The organism is Nitrospirota bacterium (genome assembly GCA_016194305.1).
Classification (GTDB): Bacteria; Nitrospirota; Nitrospiria; order JACQBW01; family JACQBW01; genus JACQBW01.
In genome coordinates this window covers 87,260-103,055 of sequence record JACQBW010000019.1, presented here as the reverse complement: position 1 = coordinate 103,055, position 15,796 = coordinate 87,260, and the positions used below count along the sequence as shown (strand labels likewise).

The window sequence follows — 15,796 nt, the reverse complement described above, 5'->3', positions numbered from 1 at the left end:
GCATAGTAACTTTTTGCCTGACAAGGCCCAAAAAGGGAGGATTGAAAATGAATAATGCCGGAAATGGAGAAGAAGGAGCTATTCCGCCCGATCAACCCGAGGCTCGGAATCTCCTGAAAGGGGCTTACGAAACAACCTATCGCTGGGAGAAAGGTTTTAAAGGTTTTTCCTCCGATCTTGAAGTTATTCTAAACGGAAAATCGTATAAAGGGAGGGCCGAAGTTCAGCTTCCTGATCAAGTTAAAGTCCTGCTGAGTGACATGGAGGCTGGAAAATGGGCAGAAGGACAGATTGGAATGATGGCGGTCCATAGGGCTTACCGTCTCTTTGATGCCGGTGACGGAAAGCATTCATTGAGCTTAGGAGAGTTCGATTTACATCCACTTGGGCAGCTCGTCCGAATTCATGGAGATGGTCTGAACACGCGATACCGAATAAAAGAGAATCGGATCCTCCAGATTAATCGGAATATGGGTCCTGTTCGTTTTACGATTAATATCCAGGATTCGATCAAAACTTCTGATGGAAAATACCTGAATACCCGCTATGTGGTCTATTATTTTACGCCAAAGGGGGATTTAAAACAGGTTGAAAGTTTTAATGATGACCCGAAATGCGTCGACGAAATCTATCTCCCGGGGAGAAGGAGAATTTTCCTTTCGGATGGAGGAGAGGTTTCCGTCAAGGAGCTCTTATTTTCAAATCATCAGCTTTATTAAGTCAAATTCTTTACGGGGTCATTGTCTGTCTGATCCCCGTAACCGGACTCGCCGAAGATTCCGTAGAAAAAGCATATGAATTAAATCGAAAGGGCATGATCGATATGTCGGAAGCCAAGTTTGAGGAAGCGATTGTGCTGTTTCGACAGGCTTCAGAGCTCAGATCGGACTATGAGATTACCGGCAGGCCTCTTCTTTATACGCCGCTCTTTATGACCGCCTGGGCTTATGAAAAGATTGGCAATTCCCGTAAAGCCTGCGAATTCTTTCATCTTTTTGCCAGTCGATCCGGAAAACTTGCTGAACTCACTAAAAAAGAACATGCCGATCGCTTTATCAAAAATTACTGCTCATAATATGATCATCGCAGGGGGGATCATTCTCGGCTTTACGGGAGGGGTGGTCGGATTTTACCTGGGGAAATGGATTTCTATTTCGATTGGATCGATCTTGGGAGCTTTACTCGGCGGATTTGTCGGCGCATTGGGCGCCAGGATATTCTTTTTCTCTGTGGTAACGGGCGCATTCATATTGGGGATCACGGGGTATTACATTGGAGGCTGGGAAATACTGGATATTTGTGCGGGGACAGGTGCTGCAATGGGCGGTTTTACCGGAATTGTTATCGAAAATTTCTTGAAACAGCGGAAAAGAAGCGATGAAAATAGGTTTATGGATTCAGGACTCTACCGGTAACGAATTCTTGATTTGTAAAGATAGCAGGGGTTATCCCCACCTCATTTCATTTCATGCCAAAGAGGTTTTTTTTCAAGAACGGGGTGCGCCTCAGGTTCTCTCCATCGAAGAGGGAAAAAAGCTTTATCAGGAAATGACCGGAAAGGCTTATCCGTTTGGTCATGCGACGACGAGGCAGGTTCTGTGGGATCTCATAGAAGCCGCCCTCAAACAACTTCCGTAGCAGGTTGCTGAGAAATGCTTTCTGCTGCGTTCTCAAATCTCGGCTTCGTCAACGTATAACCTCATACGCCTCCGTCGCCTCGATTCTGTGGCCTGGCATAAAGACTTTTCTGACCAACCTGTAAAACTTTGCTTTCACTAAATACTTAAGGATATAGGTAGTTATACTCTATGAATAATAAAATGCAAAACGCGGCAAGATCAGTGCTGCTCGCAATGTTTGGTCTCATGCTCACGGCGGTCATGATTCCCCGTGAATGTTCACGGGAAGAGGCAAAATATCTGGAACAATTTCAATACATCACGCATCAACCGGGTTATCAAAAACCGAAAAATGGAGAAATCACTTTTTACCAGACCAATGGACCCATCGCCGGAGGAAGTGTTTCAGCCCTGATTCATGAAGATCGTGTTGTTTATGCCGGAATATTTGGAGACGGAGTCTACCGCAAGAATCCGGAAGATGATCTTTGGGAACCTCTAAGCAAAGGAATAAGAGATCCCTTTCTTCTTTCTCTCAGCAGGTCAAAAGACGGAGTCTTTCTGGCCGGAACGATCAAAGGGGGAATTTTTAGAAGCGTGGATAAGGGAAAAACCTGGCTCCCCTCGAATTCGGGATTGACTAATTTTGAAATTGCGACCATTACGGAATATCACGGCGAATATTTTATCGGAACCGGTAGCGGTGTTTTTAAAAGCAGGGATCAGGGATTGAGCTGGGAAGGCCTGAATAAGGGAATGGAATCGACTCTGGTCAGGGCTTTTCTCATCGACCATTCAGGGACCTATTTCGAAATGAAAATTATATCAGGGCTTTTGTCCAATCTCCAAAAAACTTTCTCTATGCGGGAACCTTTGGAGGAGGCATTTTTCGGTCAACCGACGGGGGTCGAAGATGGATACCGGTCAATTCCGGCTTAACCAATAACTCCATACGTTCGCTCGTGATGAGCCCTGATGGATCGTTAATTACCGGAACAGGAGAAGGGATTTTTGTCAGTTCGAATGAAGGGGAAAACTGGAGATCGGTGAATGGTGATCTGCCCGATAAGAATGTTCAATCCATGATGCTGGCACTCGATCAGCTTTATATCGGAACAGCCAGTGCGGTCTATCGAAAACCGATGAATGAGACTCATTGGACTCAATTGGATAAAGGGATAACTTTTCCTATCGTGTCCTCTTTAACCGGAGATCCGGAAAGGGGCTTTTATGCCGGAACGGACGGCGAAGGGGTTTATAGAAGCAAGGACGGCGGATTCTCCTGGTTTCCAATGAATGAAGGTTTGGCAGATTTGAATGTTCGTTCAATTGTTGAAGACGCAACCCACACCCTGTTCATCTTAACAGAGGAGGGGATCTATAAGGGAGACCGGGCTAAAAAAAGCTGGGTTCTGATGAAGGAAGGTATCGGTCAGAAAGGCATTCACGCGCTCTATCTGGATTCGGAAAATGTTTTATACAGCGGGACAGATAACGGACTTTTTAGGAGAGATGTGGTCTCTAACTATTGGGAAAAAATGATACTTCCAATAGACAGGGCGATCAAATGGGTGGCTGGAGGCAAAGGCAGGCTCTTTGCAATTTCCGATCAGGAAATTTTCTATATTCAAAAAGGGGAATCCAATCCAGTGCCGATCAGCTTTCCGGAACTTCAGGGAGATATTCGAGGTGCCTACTTTAACGACAATCTTTATATCTGGACCGGAAAATCTATTTATGAAGGGAAATTTGAGAAACAGGATCTCTTCTGGAAAACATTGCCTGATATCCCTGCCGGATTGAACTGTCAGACTCTGGATGTTGAAACTCTCAACGGGAAGAAAGTGATCATGATCGGTACTGACAAAGGAGCGTTTTGGAGCGACAATTCCGGTACGTTATGGCACCCTGCTATCGGAAAAGGGGCCTCGGTGGACGCAAGAAGCTTTTTTTCTCCTTATCCCGGAACTCTCCTTTTGGGAACGGGCGATCGAGGTGTGTGGGTGGGAATCGGTCTATAATGAAAACTCGATTCCTGGTCCTGGCGATATGCATGGTTTTCTTGGTCACGGGATGCGAACACAAAGAGCCTACTGTTTTTACTATTGCTATGAATCCTTCGAATCCGGACATCATGTACATTGCAACGATGAAAGGAGTTTACAAAAGCAGAGATGGGGGTGAAACCTGGGAATTTCGGAGCCAGGGTTTGGGAGATGCGCACGTCTTGTCCCTCGGTATTGATCCCGCATCTTCTTCAACCGTTTATGCGGGAACTTTTGGAGATGCGATCTATAAGACCCAGGACGGAGGTCAACAATGGTATCCGGCAAATATTGGACTCAAGGGGCATGTTTCGGTCGTCAACGGCTTTGCGTTCTATCCCAAAGATCCTAAAACTATTTTTACGGCAACGACTGTGGGAATATTTAAAAGTCCGAACGAAGGAGGAGAATGGATAGAAAAAGTGGGAAGCATGGAGTCTGTTTATACGGTTTCTCTCCTGTTCAATCCCCATAATCCGGACATTCTTTTTGTCGGAACGAGCGGTGGAATTTATAGGAGCAGTGACTTGGGTGAACGCTGGGAAAAGAAGAATGAAGGTTTAATCAAGAGCGATGTCGGTAGCGCAATGGCGCTGGGTGTGAATAGCATCCTGATGAATCCAAAAATCGCGAATGAGATTCTCATTGGGACAACTGCCGGAATTTTCAAGAGTCAGGACGGCGGCGACCACTGGTCGAAAATGACGGAAGGAATAGGTTCCCGGTTTGTCATTGGTCTCGAACTGGATGAAAAAGATGGCAAGACTGTCTATGCCGGAACGGATTTGGGAGTCTATAAATCTTTCGATGGAGGGCGAAGTTGGTCGCAAAAAAACAGGGGACTTGAGTCCAAAGTCGTTCGTTCTATCGCACTTAATCAATCCAGACCGGAAATTTTATTTGCCGGTACACAGAACGGTCTCTATAAATCGACGGATAGCGGCGAAAATTGGAAGATTATTAAAAGGTTCGAAAAATGACTCCTCCCTTTAACTCATCGGAAGTGACGGGTGTGGTACTGATTAATTTGGGAGGGCCGGACTCTTTGGAAGCAGTGGAGCCCTTTCTTTTTAATCTCTTTTCCGATCCCGATATCATCGCATTGCCGTTCGGATTTCAGTGGATGCTCCCTTTTTTGGCACGTTGGATCTCGCGGCGAAGAAGTCCAATCGCGAAAGGGTATTATCGGGCCATGGGAGGGAAATCCCCCATTGCGGAACTGACAGAGGATCAGAGATCCGCATTAGAAAAGGCTCTTGGAACGGCTGGAAAATACCGTGTCGTCGTCGGGATGCGGTACTGGCGTCCCAACCTTGAATCGGCTCTGGACCAGATTATTCGGGAAGGAATTAGACAGGTTGTCCTTCTCCCCTTGTTTCCGCAATACTCTATCACTTCGTCCGGTTCGGGCGTGAACGAGTGGAACCGCTTGGTTGAGAAAAGGAAAGTTCAGCTTCAAACGGTTGTCATACGGGACTGGTATTCCCACCCGACCTATATTCAAGCCGTGGTTGAAAATATTCAGATCGGTAAAAAGTCCTTTCCAGAAGAGGTTCCAGGAGAGATTCATATCCTTTTTTCGGCCCACGGCGTGCCGGAAAAGATCATCATGAAAGGCGACCCCTATCAAAGACAGATCGAAGAGACGGTTGAGTTGGTGCGGAAAAATTTGGAAAACGGGGAGAGAATTCACCTGGCCTATCAGAGTAAAGTCGGACGATTGAAATGGATCGGTCCGTCTGTAGAAGAAAAATTAAGAGAGCTGGCCGATCTCAAGATAAAAAAGATCCTGGTCGTGCCCATTAGTTTTGTCTCTGACCATTCTGAAACGCTTTATGAAATTGATATCATGTTCAAAAAGATTGCCGACGAGCTTCATATTCCGTTTTTCTATCGTATGCCGTCTCTCAACGCTTCTCCTACTTTTATCCGAGCTCTCACAGAGATTGTGGCTGGAAAGTCCAAATGAAAGAATATATCAGACCCAGTGAAATAAAAAATATACGGGGTGTTGGTATTCATATGACCTGGGAAGATGGTCACTTGAGCGATTATTCGTATGAATATTTAAGAGTTTCCTGCCAATGCGCGGCATGCGTTGACGAATGGACAGGAGAATCGCTGATTAAACGGGAAAGTATTCCGAAGGACATTCACCCGGAAGACCTCTTCCCGGTTGGAAATTACGCGATTCAAATTAACTGGAGCGACGGGCATACCACCGGAATTTATTCTTTTGATCTGCTCCGGAAGATCTGCCCATGCGAATCCTGCATGAGTCACAACCGATGATCATGGACTATCTGCTGCGTTCTCGCCACTCGGCAATCCTCATGTACTGATGATGTACATTCCGGATGCCTCGCGCCTGCGGCCTTGCATCTAATCCATTCTCTTCGGTTTAGACGTCATAGGTTTCTGTTCACTTTAAAGACTTAATTAATTGCTTTGCCGGGCGTGGGAACAATCAACTTGATTCCTTTACCTCTTTTGTTCAGAGCGGTTTTAAATTCAGAGGGAGTGCCGGGAAGATTAAAAGTGCCACCATAGTGCATGGGGATGACATATTGGGGGTGAACCAGTTCCACGGCCATTGCGGCCTCCTTCGGACCCATGGTATACACGCCTCCGATTGGAACCAGCATCAGATTGGGATGATAGTAAGTATTGTAGGTTTTCATTTCACCAAAAAGTGCCGTATCGCCTGTATGATAAATTTTAAATCCGTTATTCATTTCAATAATAAATCCCGCCGCTTCACCTCCGTAAGTGAGACTTTTTGGAGAAAAAGGTCCGATACCTGAACTATGAACCGCCCGGACCATCGTGATTTGAACGTCATTCACCTTTACGCTTCCCCCGATATTCATCGGTACGAGTTTCTTTTGATCGACGCCTTCCTGCCACAGGTAAGTCATGAGTTCAAAAATAGAGACTATTTTTAACTCTTTCTTAGATCCAGGATCATTCGCAATCGGAATGGTGTCTCCCAAATGATCAAGATGCCCGTGAGTTATGAGAATGATATCGGCGGATAGAAGCGGAGAAAGATCAGGTTCTCCGGTCGAATTTTTGTAGGGGTAGAGATTATTCCCTTTGGCCCAGGGATCAATAAGAATAACCGTTCCGCTGGGTGACACAATTTTAAATCCCGCCTGGCCTAGCCAGGTGATTTCAAACTTTTTTCCGATTTCCGCCGCGGCGGAAATTGAGTTCAGGAAAAAAAGGAATGCCAGAAGGACTAATAGGTGAAAACGACTTTTTGATCCCATTCTATTCGGCCCTATCAGGGGTTATTCTGCCTTTTTCAGCGCTTCCTCGTTTATGGTAACTTTTCCCTTAGATTTCAATTTTTCAATTTCGTCATTAATAATCGCGGTACGAATGGTTCTGGTATTTTCCTGGGTTAACTCCTCAAATTTTTGATTTTTAACTTCCAGGACTTTAATCAGGTGGAATCCAAATTGGGTCTTGACGGGCCCGCCCATTTCCCCTGGCTTTAATTTGAATGCAAGGTCCGAAAAAGCGGGAACCATCTGTTTCCGACTGAAAAATGAAAGGTCTCCCCCTTTTGAACCCGATCCGGGATCGGTGGAATATTTTTTTGCAAGTTCCGCAAAATCTCCTCCCGCAGCGAGTTCCTTCTTGATTTTCTGAGCTTCTTCTTCTGTTTTGACTAAGATGTGGCTCGCATGGACTAGCTGAAATTCCTTAATATTTTTATTGAAATAAGCCTTGATCGCATCGTCACTGACTTTGTCTTTGTTTAATTTCTGAGCCATAATATTGACCAAGATCTCTTTTTTGGCCAATTCCACTTCTTCCAGATAGGCAGGATCTTTATCCATTCCGGCCTTTTTAGCTTCCTGGGAGAGGACTTCCCGATCGACAATAATATTCAGAAACTTTTTCTTTTCCTCAAGTGTTGAGAATTGACTTTTCATTTGGGGCGGAACCTGGGCCATATTCTTTTTGTAATCTTCGGTGGTAATCGATGTGCCATTGACATTGGCCAGCTCTTCGGCAACAGCGGGATAATTAACTGAAAGCAACGCAATGGCGCAGAGTGTTAAAAACGGCATTCTTTTCACAGTTTTCTCCTATCTTCTTGTTAAAGACCAAGTGATGGTTAAGATTAATAATAATCCGCTGAATGTACCACGGGTTATTGTTTTAGGCAAGTCTTAACATGATAGAAGAGAAATCCAGGCGGATCATTTTATCGCAATGCCCGGCTATTCCATTCCTCTAGACCGGTTGATGGTCTTGATGAGGCGTTCTATGGCGTCGCGCTCGTTGCCCGAAATTTTGCTAAATTCGATTCCCATTCCGGGAAAGTGAAGAACCTTTTCAAACTGGTTTCTTGTCCAGACCACTTTTCCCTTTGTTTTAACGGTTTGGGGAGGACTGTCAGGAAGAAACAGTTCAAGGGCGATGTCGGAGCCTTTGTCAAAGGGTGAAGGGGTTTCAATAAACAGCCCTCCGGTACCCAAAGTTCCGGTTATACTTTCTTTCCAGGAACCATTTTCACTCTGATATTTTATCTTGACGGCCATGGTTGTTCTCAAATGCTTTCTTCGGGTTCCCATTTTTGATTCAAGCAACAGGCTCGCCATTTCATCGAAAGTCGCGGATTTGAGAAAATTACCTTCTCCGTCGAAAAGGGAAACAATTTCTTTTCCCGGTTCAATTCTAAAAAAATGTTTCCTGTGCTCTGATGATTCCGTTATCAAGAAATCCATCTAAAACTCGATCCAGGGCTCAAGCTCGGTCAAATATTTCTTTCCTTTAAAATTGAGTCGGGTTCTTATCCGGGAAAATTTTTCACCGAGGACCAATTTAACAAGTTCTCTCACGGCTTCTCCGGGGGTGGGGTAATGAGGTGACTCCAGAAATAGCTCTTCATAAGAAAGCTGAGCGGAAAAGCTCCTTTCTTTCCTGTAGACAGAAATATTTCTGTTAAACATTCGGTTTCTTGGGTCAAATCCTTCAATCTGATGAATTTCAACCGGTTCCATATCCGCTCCAAATTCCAGGCCTATGAGAATTCATAATATAGGGGAATAAACTCATAAAAATAGTTAAAAATCAAAGAGTTATATTTAGGGTGAGTTATACATTAATTTTCTGTTTTTGTAAAGCAAAACTTATCATTTTACTCGAACCTGGGTTGACATGTAAATCAAATTGACCCTATAATCTTACCCTTGTTCCCTGATGCATATTCCGTATTCAATTTCGCTCTTTGGAAACCTGCTCATCCCTTTTTTCATCAATTGCCTGGTCTACGTTGATTATCAAATTGATCCCGGTATAAGTCTCTGTTATTCTAGTGAGCCGGGATGTCGTTTTGGTCATGGGCGCAATAATTCTGGAAAAGGTTCAGATCGAGGTCAATATTACTCCGACCCTGGTGGGAAAAGGTTCCATTATATATACCGAGGTTTTATTAAATAAATGAAGATTGCTGAAGTCAAAACAATGAGGCCAAAGGGTCTGCTCATCGTCAATGTGGAACCTGGAAGCATTGCCGAAGAGGTGGGCATCGAAAAAGAGGATGAGCTTTTGACTGTCAATGGCAAATTTCTCCGGGACGTTATCGATTATAAATTCTATTCAACTGAAGAAGTGATCACAGTCGAACTGGCGAAACAAGATGGCGAAATCTGGGAGATCGAGATCGAAAAGGAATTCGATGAAGGGTTGGGTATCGAGTTCTCTCCTATGAAGATTCGACAGTGTCCGAATGAGTGTGAATTTTGTTTCGTCGATCAGATGCCGGATGGATATCGCAAATCCCTTTACATTCGTGACGAGGACTATCGTTTTTCGTTTATGTTTGGAAATTATATTACCTTAACCAATCTTTCCAGGAAAGATAAGGAGCGAATATACGAACAGAAGCTCTCTCCCCTATATATTTCTGTTCATACAACCGATGTCGAGCTAAGAAAAGACCTCCTGAAAAATGAACATGCTCCTCCCATCCTGCCACAGATTTCGGAATTGACCGCACAAGGAATTCGTCTTCATACCCAGATCGTCCTGACGCCGCAACTCAACGATGGCGATTATCTGGAAAGGAGCGTGAGAGACCTGGCGAAATTCTACCCGGGTGTCATGTCGCTCGCGATCGTTCCAGTCGGGCTCACGAAACATCGTGAAAATCTCCCTTCTCTGCCGACATTTACCCCCGAATATGCCAGAAAAACCATTCTTGCCATTGAAGCCTGGCGAGAGGAATTGAAGCGGGAGATAGACTATCCGTTTCTCTTTCCGGCGGATGAAATGTTTATTATCGGAGAACTTCCACTCCCTTCTTTGGACTATTATGCTGATTTTCCTCAACTTGAGAACGGTGTTGGAATGGTGACCGCATTTTTATCGGAAATGGAGATGTTTATAGGTCAATTTCCGGATAAAATCGAGGGAAAGAAAACAGTTTCCCTGATCACGGGGGCCTCATTTTATCCCTATTTGAAAAAGATTTTGGATCAAATTCAAATCGACGGAGTGACTTTCCAGCTTTTTCAGATTCAAAATGATTTTTTAGGGCATTCGGTTACGATGACCGGATTAATTGCAGGCGGCGACATCCTGGCGCAGCTTAAAGACAGGGATTTGGGCGATGTTCTGCTCATTCCATCTGTTGCACTTAATGAATTTAATCAGTTATTTCTTGACGAGACGCCTTTTGAAAATCTGGAAAAGGTTCTGGGTGTTGAGACCATTCTGGTTGAATCAACGGCGAAAGGACTCGCGGAATTTATAGAGAATCTGGGATGAAGGGAGAAAATACCACTTACCTGGCCATTATTGGCCATCCCGTTTCGCATTCCCTCTCACCCCAAATGCACGAAGCCGCGTTTAAAAAGCTGAATCTTAACTATCGTTATCTTTCCTTTGAGATTTCCCCACTAAACCTTAAAAACGGAATTCAAGCACTCAAGAACCTGGGATTTAGGGGTTTCAATGTAACCCTTCCTTTTAAAGAAAAAATCATGCCCTTCCTGGATCAAATTTCTCCGGAAGCGAAAATGATCGGTGCGGTGAACACCGTCCTGATTGAAAACGGAAAATTAAAAGGATTCAATACAGACGGAGCAGGCTTTTTAGCATCTCTTAAAAAAAAATGGAACTTCTCGGCGAAAGCGAGAACCGCGGTGATACTCGGCGCGGGGGGTGCGGCGAGAGCTGTCGCGATTCAGCTTTGTCTCGAAAAAATTAAAGTCATCGGAATCGCGAATCGGACAGCAGAAAACGGGATGAAACTTAAAAAAACGCTCAATCGGTATTTTCCCGGCATTAAGGTTGTTTCCTTATCTCTCCACGATCCTGAATTAAAAAAGCTCATTTTGAATTCAGATCTTCTCGTTAACACGACTTCGGTCGGACTTTTTCCGGGTGAACCTTCGCCGATTCCCTCTCACTATTTTCATGCGAAATTAAAGGTTTGTGATCTCATCTACAATCCCCCTTCAACCGCCTTTTTGAAAGCAGCCCGGAAAAGGAGGTGTTCCGTGATTAATGGGGCAGGAATGCTCCTTTTTCAGGGTGCCTTGGCTTTTCAGATCTGGACCGGTAAACGGGCCCCATTGCGTGCCATGTCCGGAGTTCTTTCAATCCGGTCATCTTTCTTAAAATAGTCCTTTCCTCCAAATTATAATTCCCCTTTCGTGTCATGTAAGTTTTCATTTCCAAGAGCCCTCGAATCCTCCGTTCAGTCCGGATGAAAGTCCCCCGTGCTGGTTTGACAAAAAAAAGGTTCGTGGATACACTTCTTATCAGGTTGTCAGTCAGTTTGGACACCTTTTTTTCTCCTTCTTTTTACATTTTGGAGTCACAATGGTTCCTGAAAAATTGGGAAAATTACTTGTGCAGGGCAATCTCATTTCCGAAGACAATTATCAAAAGGCGCTCGTTTCGCATAAGAAAGACGGAGGTATATTCGACTCCGTATTAGTCAAAATGGGTGCCATCGAGGAAATTAAACTCCTTCAGTTTTTGAGCACACAGCTGAGACTGCCTTACATTGATTTAACTAAAGTAGAGATTGAATCCAGCGTGATCAAACTGGTTCCTTCAGAGCTTGTCCAGAAATACAAAATTATTCCGGTCAAGAGATCGGGCGCTCTGCTTCATATTGCCATGATCGATCCATCCAATATTTTTGCCATTGACGATATCAAATTTATGACCGGTTATGATGTCTCGCCGGTTCTCGCGTCAGAAAGTGGCATTTTGTCTGCCATGACAAAATATTATAATTCCTCGGATCAGATCAATACCATGCTTCAGGATATTGAAGAAGAAGAGGTGGACGTCCTCCAGGATGAGGATGACGATGTCGATCTGAATAAGTTAAAGGCCGAGGTTGAAGATGCTCCGGTGATTAAATTGGTGAATCTTATCTTGACCGAGGCAATCAAAAAAGGAGTGAGCGACATTCATATTGAATGTTATGAGAAGAAATTCCGGGTGCGTTATCGATTGGACGGCGAATTGCAGGAAGTCATGGCGCCTCCCATGAAGCTGAAGGCTGCTCTGACTTCAAGAATTAAAATCATGTCAAACCTCGATATTTCCGAACGGCGTCTTCCCCAAGACGGAAGAATCAAGCTAAAAATGACAGAAAAGGAGGTCGATCTCCGCGTTTCCATTCTCCCCTGTCTCTTCGGTGAAAAGATCGTGATGAGAATTTTGGACAAAGGGAATCTGAACGTGGACTTGAAAAAACTTGGTTTTGAGCCCAAGGCAATGGAAAATTTCCTGAAAGCAATCGAAAGTCCCTGGGGAATGGTGCTCGTGACCGGACCAACCGGAAGCGGAAAGACGACAACTCTTTATTCCGCGATGCATCATATCAATACCGTCGATATCAATATTATGACAGCTGAAGATCCTGTCGAATATAACCTGGAAGGGATTAACCAGGTTCAAATGAAAGAAGATATCGGCCTGAATTTCGCAGCAGCACTTCGGTCATTTCTCCGTCAGGATCCGGATGTGGTGATGGTGGGGGAAATCCGTGATTTTGAAACCGCAGAAATTGCGGTGAAAGCCGCTCTGACGGGTCATCTCGTCCTGAGTACCCTTCATACCAATGACGCGCCCGGAACGATTAACCGTCTATTAAATATGGGAATAGAGCCATTCATGGTGGCATCCTCCTGTGTGCTGATCCTGGCCCAACGACTTGTTAGGAGAGTCTGCCAACAGTGCAAAGAGGTTGAAAAAGTCCCCGCCGAGACTCTCATCCTCATGGGCTTTTCAAAGGAAGAAGCCGGTTCTATCGTTTGTTACAAGGGTAAGGGTTGTACCGCATGCAGCAATAAAGGATACAAAGGAAGGCTTGGCCTCTACGAGGTACTTCCAGTTGGAGACGAGATTAAGGCTTTGATTTTGCAGGGAGCGAACGCGGATGAGCTCAAGAAAAAAGCCATTGCGGTAGGAATGAAAACCTTGCGAATGAGCGGGCTTGAAAAAATAAGAGAGGGGTTGACATCCGTTGAAGAAGTGGAAGGTTCCACGTTTACGGACTGACTCCTGATGGTGGTATTTAACGGGCCATGTTTCAGCCTCATGACACTCCGTCTCTATTCAATCCGGGTTACGGTGGATTGAGGGAATGAGAAAGACGAAGAGCGTCTTTTAAATTATTAAAGTAGTACATTCATAAGAGAGGACTAACATGGCGAATTTACAGCAATTATTACAAGCCTTATTGGAGAAAAAGGGAACGGATTTACATATTACCACCGGGACCCCTCCCCAGATGCGCATTGACGGCTCCATGGTCCCCATGGCAGTACCCCCCTTGTCGCCAGTTGATACCAAACAGCTGATTTATAGCATATTAACAGATGCCCAGAAACATTCCTTTGAAGAAGAAAATGAGCTCGATTTTGCATTTGGACTTCAGGGTCTAAGCCGGTTCAGAGTGAACGTCTTCATGCAACGGGGAGCCTGCGCGGCAGCCATTCGTGTGATTCCGTTTAAAATCAGATCTTTTGAAGAACTGGGTTTGCCAAAGGTGATTAAGGATCTCAGCGAGAGGCCGCGAGGCCTGGTTCTCGTGACTGGACAGACCGGGAGCGGAAAATCAACAACGCTTGCCGCCATAATCGATAAAATCAACTCGGACAATCATTCACACATTATCACCGTGGAAGATCCGATCGAATACATTCATCCGCATAAGAAATCGATTGTCAATCAGCGCGAGGTCAAGCAAGACACGAAATCCTTTAAGTCTGCCCTTAAGTATATACTACGGCAGGATCCTGACGTCGTTTTGGTTGGAGAAATGCGGGATCTGGAGACGATTGAAGCCGCTCTGACTATTGCCGAAACAGGGCATCTTACCCTGGGAACGCTTCATACCAATTCCTGCGTTCAGACCATGAATCGTATTATAGACGTGTTTCCTCCCATTCAACAGCCCCAGGTTCGTGCTCAACTTTCGATGGTATTAGAGGGCGTGGTCTCCCAACAACTGATTGAAAAACACGGGGGAGGAAGATGTCTGGCCATGGAAATCATGATTCCGAATGCGGCCATTCGAAATCTGATACGTGAAGACAAGCTTCATCAGATTTATTCAACAATGCAGACGGGTCAAGGAAAATATGGAATGCAGACAATGAACCAGGCTTTATATGAACTCGTGGTCCGAAAGCAGATTTCCAAAGAAGTGGCATTGCAAAGGTCCAGTGCCCAGGACGAACTCAACGCGATGTTCAACCGTGGTGGATTAACGCCGACTCCCGGCGGCATGAAAGATGGAAAAATGGCGCATGTCTGATCTCAAAATGGGGATTCAAAGTCTAACTGTGCAAGTACAATTCGCACTTCGCGAGAGCGGGTGTCTGGTTTCGGTTTATTGATAGAAAGAGGAACGTTATGGCAACATTTGTCTGGACAGGAAGAACAAGGCAAGGGGGAGTTCAAAAAGGGGAAGTCGCCGCTGCCAATAAAGATGAGGTGGTCAATATTCTGAGAAAGCAGAATATTCTGGTGACGACTGTCAATCCGAAACCGGCAGGAATTAGTCTTTCGTTTGGAGGAGGTAAGGTTAACGAAAAGGACATTGTTATCTTTACACGGCAATTTGCCACGATGATCGATGCAGGCCTTCCACTGGTCCAATGTCTTGAAATCATCTCGACCCAGTCCGAGAACAAACTATTGGCGAAGACGCTCGTCCAGGTTCGTCAAGATGTGGAAGGGGGAGCTACCTACGCAGATTCACTGAGAAAACATCCTAAAGTGTTTGATGATCTTTATGTCAATATGGTCGCCGCCGGCGAGGCCGGAGGAATCTTAGATACAATTTTAAACCGGCTTTCCAAACATATTGAAAAAAATATGAAACTCAAGAAACAGATAAAATCCGCTATGGTTTATCCGGGTGTGATTGTCAGCGTTGCGGTCATCGTGATCACGGTATTGATGGTGTGGGTCATCCCGCAATTTGCAAAAATGTTCACTGATTTTGGAGGAACTCTTCCTCTCCCGACGGTCATCGTCATTTCAATTAGCGAATTCATGCAGCACAACATTGTTTATATCGTGATGATCCTGGTGGCGATAGGCTATGTATTCAAGAGGTACTATAAAACGCCCAAAGGAAGACGCCTTGTGGACGGACTCCTTCTTAAAACGCCCGTTGCAGGAGATCTGATCAGGAAAGCCTCTGTGGCCGGATTTACAAGAACCCTGGGCACGCTCATCAGTTCAGGCGTTCCCATTCTCGAGGGACTTTCCATTGTGGCAAAGACCGCAGGAAATAAAGTGGTCGAAGAAGCTTTGTTGTCAGTGAAACAGAGTATCAGCGAAGGAAAAACTATTGCTGAACCGTTGAAAAAGACGAATGTCTTCCCTCCGATGGTGGTTCAGATGATCGGTGTCGGGGAGTCTACCGGCGCCCTGGATGCCATGTTGGAGAAAATAGCCGACTTTTATGATGATGAAGTCGATTCGGCTGTGACGGCGCTCACTTCTCTTCTTGAGCCAATGCTCATGGTGTTTCTCGGAGTGACGATCGGGTTCATCGTGATTGCAATGTACCTGCCGATCTTTAAAATGGCCTCTGTAGTTGGATAACCCTCTACCGAGTCGTTTATCCTTTCA

General features: G+C 45.0%; 18 protein-coding genes. 14 read left to right on the top strand and 4 right to left on the bottom strand.

All coding sequences use genetic code 11. The annotated features are described in order from the left end of the window. Nucleotides 1-47: 47 nt before the first annotated feature. The 9 genes from HY200_07250 (at nucleotide 48) to HY200_07210 (ending at nucleotide 5,956) form a co-directional block, all read left to right on the top strand. The gene (locus HY200_07250; protein ID MBI3594739.1) at nucleotides 48-719 is read left to right on the top strand and encodes a DUF3386 family protein; all 672 of its coding nucleotides are present in this window, start codon (nucleotides 48-50) and stop codon (nucleotides 717-719) included. Between the two features lie 95 nt (nucleotides 720-814). Continuing rightward, nucleotides 815-1,075, top strand: coding sequence for a hypothetical protein (locus HY200_07245; protein MBI3594738.1), 261 nt, complete (start codon nucleotides 815-817; stop codon nucleotides 1,073-1,075). Beyond that, nucleotides 1,041-1,415 carry a hypothetical protein gene (locus tag HY200_07240; protein MBI3594737.1) on the top strand — a complete coding sequence of 125 codons (375 nt, stop codon included), beginning with the start codon at nucleotides 1,041-1,043 and terminating at the stop codon, nucleotides 1,413-1,415. Before HY200_07245 ends, HY200_07240 begins: the two co-directional genes overlap by 35 nt. Then, nucleotides 1,378-1,638, top strand: coding sequence for a hypothetical protein (locus HY200_07235; GenBank protein ID MBI3594736.1), 261 nt, complete (start codon nucleotides 1,378-1,380; stop codon nucleotides 1,636-1,638). The genes HY200_07240 and HY200_07235 overlap by 38 nt, the downstream gene beginning before the upstream one ends. A 170-nt stretch (nucleotides 1,639-1,808) precedes the next feature. Further along, the gene (locus tag HY200_07230) at nucleotides 1,809-2,558 is read left to right on the top strand and encodes a hypothetical protein (GenBank protein MBI3594735.1); all 750 of its coding nucleotides are present in this window, start codon (nucleotides 1,809-1,811) and stop codon (nucleotides 2,556-2,558) included. A 26-nt stretch (nucleotides 2,559-2,584) separates the two neighbouring features. Then, a complete protein-coding gene (locus tag HY200_07225; protein ID MBI3594734.1) occupies nucleotides 2,585-3,640 on the top strand; it encodes a hypothetical protein in 1,056 nt (351 codons plus the stop codon). Then, a complete protein-coding gene (locus HY200_07220; GenBank protein MBI3594733.1) occupies nucleotides 3,640-4,644 on the top strand; it encodes a hypothetical protein in 1,005 nt (334 codons plus the stop codon). Before HY200_07225 ends, HY200_07220 begins: the two co-directional genes overlap by 1 nt. Then, the gene (gene hemH, locus HY200_07215) at nucleotides 4,641-5,633 is read left to right on the top strand and encodes a ferrochelatase (GenBank protein ID MBI3594732.1); all 993 of its coding nucleotides are present in this window, start codon (nucleotides 4,641-4,643) and stop codon (nucleotides 5,631-5,633) included. Before HY200_07220 ends, hemH begins: the two co-directional genes overlap by 4 nt. Continuing rightward, a complete protein-coding gene (locus HY200_07210) occupies nucleotides 5,630-5,956 on the top strand; it encodes a DUF971 domain-containing protein (protein MBI3594731.1) in 327 nt (108 codons plus the stop codon). Before hemH ends, HY200_07210 begins: the two co-directional genes overlap by 4 nt. Nucleotides 5,957-6,099: 143 nt before the next feature. Here HY200_07210 and HY200_07205 read toward each other — a convergent pair whose 3' ends face one another. The 4 genes from HY200_07205 to HY200_07190 all read right to left on the bottom strand — a co-directional run bounded on the left by HY200_07205 (nucleotide 6,100) and on the right by HY200_07190 (nucleotide 8,682). Continuing rightward, nucleotides 6,100-6,936: a metal-dependent hydrolase gene (locus HY200_07205; GenBank protein ID MBI3594730.1), complete on the bottom strand. Its 837-nt coding sequence runs from the start codon at nucleotides 6,934-6,936 to the stop codon at nucleotides 6,100-6,102. A 21-nt stretch (nucleotides 6,937-6,957) separates the two neighbouring features. After that, nucleotides 6,958-7,746 carry a peptidylprolyl isomerase gene (locus HY200_07200; GenBank protein ID MBI3594729.1) on the bottom strand — a complete coding sequence of 263 codons (789 nt, stop codon included), beginning with the start codon at nucleotides 7,744-7,746 and terminating at the stop codon, nucleotides 6,958-6,960. Between the two features lie 153 nt (nucleotides 7,747-7,899). After that, on the bottom strand, nucleotides 7,900-8,406 hold the full coding sequence (locus HY200_07195) for a PilZ domain-containing protein (protein ID MBI3594728.1): 507 nt from the start codon (nucleotides 8,404-8,406) through the stop codon (nucleotides 7,900-7,902). Beyond that, entirely contained in the window at nucleotides 8,407-8,682 is a 276-nt protein-coding gene (locus tag HY200_07190; GenBank protein MBI3594727.1) for a hypothetical protein, read from the bottom strand. A gap of 439 nt (nucleotides 8,683-9,121) precedes the next feature. On the opposite strand from HY200_07190, the gene HY200_07185 reads away from it, so the two are divergent. The 5 genes from HY200_07185 (at nucleotide 9,122) to HY200_07165 (ending at nucleotide 15,769) form a co-directional block, all read left to right on the top strand. Continuing rightward, complete coding sequence (locus tag HY200_07185) at nucleotides 9,122-10,450, top strand: DUF512 domain-containing protein (protein MBI3594726.1); 1,329 nt, start codon at nucleotides 9,122-9,124, stop codon at nucleotides 10,448-10,450. Further along, nucleotides 10,447-11,310: a shikimate dehydrogenase gene (gene aroE / locus HY200_07180; protein MBI3594725.1), complete on the top strand. Its 864-nt coding sequence runs from the start codon at nucleotides 10,447-10,449 to the stop codon at nucleotides 11,308-11,310. Before HY200_07185 ends, aroE begins: the two co-directional genes overlap by 4 nt. Nucleotides 11,311-11,509: 199 nt before the next feature. Further along, on the top strand, nucleotides 11,510-13,207 hold the full coding sequence (gene pilB, locus HY200_07175; protein ID MBI3594724.1) for a type IV-A pilus assembly ATPase PilB: 1,698 nt from the start codon (nucleotides 11,510-11,512) through the stop codon (nucleotides 13,205-13,207). Between the two features lie 148 nt (nucleotides 13,208-13,355). Continuing rightward, entirely contained in the window at nucleotides 13,356-14,468 is a 1,113-nt protein-coding gene (locus HY200_07170) for a type IV pilus twitching motility protein PilT (GenBank protein MBI3594723.1), read from the top strand. A 98-nt stretch (nucleotides 14,469-14,566) separates the two neighbouring features. Further along, nucleotides 14,567-15,769 (top strand): type II secretion system F family protein, encoded by a 1,203-nt coding sequence (locus HY200_07165; GenBank protein MBI3594722.1) that lies wholly within the window; start codon nucleotides 14,567-14,569, stop codon nucleotides 15,767-15,769. Nucleotides 15,770-15,796: the final 27 nt, after the last annotated feature.